The 5702-nt window shown below is 37.5% G+C and carries 7 protein-coding genes and 1 riboswitch; all 7 genes read left to right on the top strand.

Going from position 1 to position 5702, the window contains the following annotated elements:
• Window positions 1-297 precede the first annotated feature (297 nt).
• The 7 genes from V7149_RS12605 (at window position 298) to V7149_RS12575 (ending at window position 5604) form a co-directional block, all read left to right on the top strand.
• Complete coding sequence (locus V7149_RS12605; RefSeq protein WP_335345979.1) at window positions 298-669, top strand: arsenate reductase family protein; 372 nt, start codon at window positions 298-300, stop codon at window positions 667-669.
• Between the two features lie 79 nt (window positions 670-748).
• Entirely contained in the window at window positions 749-1132 is a 384-nt protein-coding gene (gene gcvH, locus V7149_RS12600) for a glycine cleavage system protein GcvH (RefSeq protein WP_335345978.1), read from the top strand.
• Between the two features lie 274 nt (window positions 1133-1406).
• Window positions 1407-1763 carry a toprim domain-containing protein gene (locus tag V7149_RS12595; protein WP_335345977.1) on the top strand — a complete coding sequence of 119 codons (357 nt, stop codon included), beginning with the start codon at window positions 1407-1409 and terminating at the stop codon, window positions 1761-1763.
• Window positions 1764-1769: 6 nt separating this feature from the next.
• Window positions 1770-2078 carry a thioredoxin family protein gene (locus V7149_RS12590; RefSeq protein WP_335345976.1) on the top strand — a complete coding sequence of 103 codons (309 nt, stop codon included), beginning with the start codon at window positions 1770-1772 and terminating at the stop codon, window positions 2076-2078.
• Window positions 2079-2213: 135 nt separating this feature from the next.
• A complete protein-coding gene (locus V7149_RS12585) occupies window positions 2214-3482 on the top strand; it encodes an MFS transporter (protein WP_335345975.1) in 1269 nt (422 codons plus the stop codon).
• A gap of 151 nt (window positions 3483-3633) precedes the next feature.
• On the top strand, window positions 3634-3987 hold the full coding sequence (locus tag V7149_RS12580) for a hypothetical protein (protein ID WP_335345974.1): 354 nt from the start codon (window positions 3634-3636) through the stop codon (window positions 3985-3987).
• Window positions 3988-4078: 91 nt separating this feature from the next.
• Window positions 4079-4178, top strand: a riboswitch (SAM riboswitch).
• A gap of 109 nt (window positions 4179-4287) precedes the next feature.
• The gene (locus V7149_RS12575) at window positions 4288-5604 is read left to right on the top strand and encodes an O-acetylhomoserine aminocarboxypropyltransferase/cysteine synthase family protein (protein ID WP_335345973.1); all 1317 of its coding nucleotides are present in this window, start codon (window positions 4288-4290) and stop codon (window positions 5602-5604) included.
• Window positions 5605-5702 lie beyond the last annotated feature (98 nt).

Genomic DNA, 5702 nt, shown 5'->3' with positions numbered 1-5702 from the left:
AATTAATGTAATCGCGAAGAAACGTGAAGCAGCTGAAAAAATAATTGAAGCAGAGCGTTTTGTTTTATAGAAAAATAAAATAATAAGGGTCTGGCACTGTTGCTTCTGGCAATTGTGTCAGACCCTATTGTTGTTGGAAACAATCATCCAAAAAAATAATTTTCTAATAAAGAAGGATTATAGGGAATATTGTCGAATTATCTATTTGGTAGCCAAAGTTATGATTACATAAAAAATTATGGTACTATTTGATTTAATATGTGAAAATATTGGAATGATAATTTTGGTGGTGAAAAAATGGCTATGACATTTTATTGGTACCCGAAATGCGGTACTTGCCGAAAAGCTAAAAAGTGGTTAGATGATCACCAATTGGCCTATGAAGCTGTACATATTGCTGATAATCCGCCTTCCCGCAGCGAGTTAGAGAACCTTTATAAAAAAAGCGGGTTGGACTTAAAAAAATTCTTTAACACGAGCGGCATGAAATACCGTGAACTCGGTTTAAAGGATAAGGTCAAATCTTCGTCTGATGACGAATTGCTTGATTTGCTGGCTACTGATGGAATGCTGATTAAGCGTCCGATTCTTACAGATGGCCAGAAAGTAACTGTTGGCTTTAAGGAAGAGGATTACGAAAAATCATGGCTTGCATTAAAAAAGGATTGAAAAACATCGTTCTTTTTGCCATGATGAAGGAAGAGATCGATTACTCGATCAATTATGAAAGAATAATGGAGGGTTTAGAATGAACACACCAAATGAATTACGTTATTCAGAAGAGCATGAGTGGGTAAAAACAGAAGGCGAGCAAGTACGCATTGGAATCACTGACTTTGCTCAATCGGAGCTAGGTGACATTGTATTCGTTGAGCTTCCAGAAGTGGGAGACGAAGTAACTGCGGACGAGCCTTTCGGAAGCGTAGAATCTGTAAAAACAGTATCTGAGCTTTATTCACCAGTAAGCGGAAAGGTTGTCGCAGTAAATGAAGATTTAAGCGATAATCCTGAGTTCGTTAATGAATCTCCATACGAAAAAGCATGGATGATCGTTGTTGAGTTATCAGATACAAGTGAACTTGAAAAATTAATGACTGCTGAACAATATGAAGCAATGGTAAAAGAAGATTAATGAATAATTAGATCTTGCATTTGGACAGTTTACATAGGTCTGTTTGTAGAGAGATGAAAGGGGTTTCCGTATTGGAAGCCTCTTTTTTCTGCTTAATAAATAATAGTCCCGTTAAGTATAAAAAGCATAAAGACATGTGCCAAACTAATAATAAATATAATAAGCAGGAGTCCAACACCATAGTCAAGAATATTGAATATGGTATGGTATATATATAACTTCCTTTCAAGGAGATTTTTTAGGGGAAAACTACAACTCAGTTCAGGTGATTATAATGGATGAGGCGGTTACAGAAAAAGTAATTATTGTAGAGGGTACAACGGATAAAAGAAAGGTACAGGCGATAGTAAGTGAGCCAATTGAAATTATTTGCACTAACGGAACAATAGGTGTCACAAAACTGGATGAATTGATTGATATGCTTTATGATAAAGATGTTTTTATATTGGTTGATGCAGATGCAGCTGGGGAGAAGCTTCGGAAACAATTTAAAAGAGAATTTCCAGAGGCTGAGCACCTTTATATCGATCGTATGTATCGCGAGGTTGCAACTGCTCCGGAACATCATCTTGCTACCGTGTTATTATCGGCTAATATAGATGTATACACAGAGTTTTTGGATAAAGGATGAGAATCATTGCAGGAATGGTCACGGGAGGAATTTGAAAAGCTTATCAAGAATCACAAATCAGGTTTGGTATATCTTTATACTCCTTTATGCGGTACGTGTCAGCTAGCCAGTAAAATGTTAACAGTTATAGAACAACTGCTGCCTGATCATCTAATTGGGAAAGCCGATTTAAACTATATGTCTGAATTCGCTGAGCAGCTAGAGGTAGAAAGTGTGCCTTGCCTCATCATGATTAAAGATGGACATATTCAGGATAAACTGTACGCTTTTCATTCTGTTCCCTATTTATTAGATAGAATAAAGAGTGTTCTTTAAAATGCCAGGTCATTTTGCCTGGTATTTTTATTTTGGTTTTATTTTCTAAACATTCACTGATTATTTATTTACAAGTGCTTCCATATTTATGTATTATATTTAGGGATACGAAATATTTTTTCGAGGAGAAACTATATGACATTTTATAGAGAATGGGCAAGCCAGATTAAAGGATATAATCATAATATTAGGCAGGCCATCTGGGCAAATGTCTATACGCAGATTGGTTTTGGAATTTTTATGGTTATTTACAATTTTTACATTCGGGAGTTAGGCTTTACTGAAAGATTGAACGGTCAGGTCATCTCCATGACTGCATTGGCCACGGCTCTAATTCTTGTTCCTGCGGGCATTATGAGTGACCGGATGGGGAGAAAAAAAGCTATGCTCTTTGGAGCAACTGCAACTGGCATTGTGCTGTTATTTCGAGGTGTCATTGAAATCCAATCACTTCTGCTTTTGTTTGCCTTTTTAACGGGAATAACGTCTGCATTTCTTCAAGTTTCGCTTATCCCTTGGCTTGCTGAGAACTCTAAGTCTGAACAGCGGGTCCATTTATTTAGTATGCATTTCGCGGTTATGACAGGAGCTAATGTTATTGGAAATTTAAGCGGCGGAATCTTAACAGATTTATTTTCATTTTTTACAACATCATTGACTAGTATTCGAATTACACTAATAATTGGGGGTATTTTCTTTCTTATAGGTGTACTGCCAATTACACGATTTAAGGAAACTAGTTCTTCAACTGCCAAAATTCAAGAGAAGCAAACAACATATAAGAAGAAATTTTATAAAAGTGATGGCTTTAAAATGATAGGGCTTTTTGCAATTGCACAGCTTCTCATCGGAATTGGTGCTGGATTAGTGATTCCCTATCTCAATCTATATTTTGCAGATCGTTTTTCTGCTTCCAACTCAGCAATCGGTTTCATTATTTCAATGGGTCAGGCTGCAACAGCGGTTGCTATGATCATTGGACCAATTGTTGTTCGAAAGGTAGGGGAGGTGAAGGCTGTAGTCATTCTTCAACTCATGTCACTGCCATTTCTCCTTCTCACAGCATACACGGAAAATTTATTACTAGCCGCACTCGGATTTTTATTTAGACAGGCGTTGATGAATGCGGGAAACCCCATCCAAATGTCGCTCATGATGTCTAAAGTAGGTGACTCCTATAAAGGTTTAGCGAATTCTGTAAACCAAATGGTATTTAATTTAGGGTGGGCAACAATGGGCCCTGTATCTACAGGGATTGTGATAAAGTATGGGTCCTATTGGGGATATGCGCTTGTTTTTTCTATTACAGCTTCGTTATATCTAGTAGGATCGATTTATTTTTATCTAGTATTTAAGAACCATAATAAGACAAAAAAAGCGGTATCCACCGTTAATGCAGTTTAATACATGCAAATAAAAGATATATTTCTCGGGAAATGAAAGACAATGCTGAAAATAGTCGAGGCATTGTCTTTTTTTTGCTTTTATTGTGTCGAACAGAAATAAGAGGGATGTCGTTGCTTTTGTTGAATGTAGATACAGAAGAAAAAATAATATGTTCGTTTTAGAGGTGATGGAAATGGAAAAGATGGCTGCTTCATTTATTGAAGAGGTTAAGAGTAAATCGCATTTACAGAAATTGTTAGCTGATTCCTCCTTATTAATTTGTATCAAAGCCGGGGATATAGAGGTTCCGTTAAAATTTCTGGATGGCCATATTTCCATTTATCCAGATATTCAGAAACAACAATTTGATGCCATCATATCAGGATCTAAAGAAAGCATTCATGCCATTTTAACAGGAAATGAAAAATTAAGAGAGGCAATAAGGTGGAAGAAGGTATCAGTCGATTCAACCTTCCGTAAAATATTGCTGTTAGAATCTCTTTTCATTTTATGTAAAAAATAATTATTAAATCAGAAATTTCTAAAATATACCTTGACTGCCTAAAATCAATATGATAGTATCGCTATAATAACTTAAGTATAACAATTAAATATTCTTATCAAGAGAGGTGGAGGGACTGGCCCTACGAAGCCCGGCAACCGGTATTTACACGGTGCCAATTCCAGCAGAGTAATTGCTCTGATAGATAAGAAGAGATGATATCAACCCTCTTCTTATGAAGAGGGTTTTTTCAACTCTTCTTTTATAAGTAAAAGAATTAGTAAATCAAACATTTGCACATGAAAAAGGGAGAGATGAAAAATGTCAGAAAAACAAAAGAACTATCGATTTGAGACATTAGGTGTACATGGGGGCCTTCAGCCGGATCCTGTAACAGGGGCAAGAGCTGTGCCAATTTACCAAAACAATGCTTATCAATTTAAAAACACAGAACATGCAGCTAATTTATTTGGCTTGAAGGAAACTGGGTATATTTATACTCGTATTCACAACCCAACTACTACAGTTTTTGAAGAAAGGGTTGCCTTGTTAGAAGGGGGAGTTGGTGCCCTAGCGGTGGCTAGCGGAATGGCCGCCATTACACTAGCCATTTTGAACATTGCTGAAGCTGGGGATGAAATTGTTTCAGCCTCGAACCTTTATGGGGGAACTTATAATCTGTTTGCTGTGACACTGCCTAAATACGGCATTAAAGTAAAATTTGTCGACCCTGAGGATCCTGAAAACTTCCGAAAAGCGATTACTGAAAAAACAAAGGCTGTCTTTGCTGAAACGATTGGAAATCCAAGCTTAAAGGTGTTAGATATCGAAAAGGTAGCGGAAATCGCACACGAGAATGGGGTTCCACTTATTATTGACAATACATTCGCGACTCCATATTTATGCAGACCGATAGAATTTGGAGCGGATATTGTCGTCCACTCCGCTACAAAATGGCTGCTGGGAAATGGAACAACAACTGGAGGAATCATTGTAGACGGTGGAAAGTTCGATTGGAATTCTCCTAAATTCCCTGGATTCACTCAGCCAGACCCAAGCTATAATAACCTTGTGTATAGTGAGGCATTAGGTGCCGTTGCCTATATTATTAAAGCTAGAGTTCAACTTCTTAGAGACCTTGGTCCTGCATTAAGCCCGCAAAATGCGTTCCAATTTACACTTGGACTTGAAACACTTCATGTGCGGATGAAGGAGCATATTGCTAATACGAAGAAAGTGGTAGAATATTTAGAAGCTCATCCAGCTATTAATTGGGTTCTGTATCCTGGAAGTGACAATCATCCGGATAAAGCATTAGCGGATAAGTATTTGCCGAAGGGTGCAGGTTCTGTAGTCGTATTTGGAATCGAAGGCGGAAGAGAAGCTGGAGCGGCTTTCATTAATAATCTTGAGCTATGGGCACATGTTGCAAACGTTGGCGATGCGAAAAGCTTAGTTATTCACCCGGCAAGTACAACGCATCAGCAGCTTGATACAGAAGGGCTTAAGGCAGCAGGCGTTCCTGAGGATCTAGTCCGCCTATCTATCGGAATTGAAAATGTTGAAGACCTTATTGAAGATTTAGAGCAAGCAATTGAGGCAGCAACAGGTATTGCCTCGCTAACTGCAAAAGCATAATTATTTAAGGCATAAAATATAAGTAAAAAGATATATAATTCCAATTTTTTACCGTTGACGCCCTCTTTATACCATGATACGATATCAATCATGAATAT

Origin of the sequence: Bacillus sp. JJ1503 (assembly GCF_036965125.1) — a bacterium.
Taxonomy (GTDB): Bacteria; Bacillota; Bacilli; order Bacillales; family Cytobacillaceae; genus Cytobacillus.
The sequence above is the reverse complement of the archived record's forward strand: the minus strand, read 5'-3'. Positions and strand labels throughout refer to the sequence as shown.

Excerpts from the sequence above, each read along its gene's own strand:
- V7149_RS12595 (WP_335345977.1), top strand. The coding sequence starts at position 1,407 with ATGGATGAGGCGGTTACAGAAAAAGTAATTATTGTAGAGGGTACAACG.
- gcvH (WP_335345978.1), top strand. The coding sequence starts at position 749 with ATGAACACACCAAATGAATTACGTTATTCAGAAGAGCATGAGTGGGTA.
- V7149_RS12580 (WP_335345974.1), top strand. The coding sequence starts at position 3,634 with ATGTTCGTTTTAGAGGTGATGGAAATGGAAAAGATGGCTGCTTCATTT.
- V7149_RS12575 (WP_335345973.1), top strand. The coding sequence starts at position 4,288 with ATGTCAGAAAAACAAAAGAACTATCGATTTGAGACATTAGGTGTACAT.
- V7149_RS12605 (WP_335345979.1), top strand. The coding sequence starts at position 298 with ATGGCTATGACATTTTATTGGTACCCGAAATGCGGTACTTGCCGAAAA.
- V7149_RS12585 (WP_335345975.1), top strand. The coding sequence starts at position 2,214 with ATGACATTTTATAGAGAATGGGCAAGCCAGATTAAAGGATATAATCAT.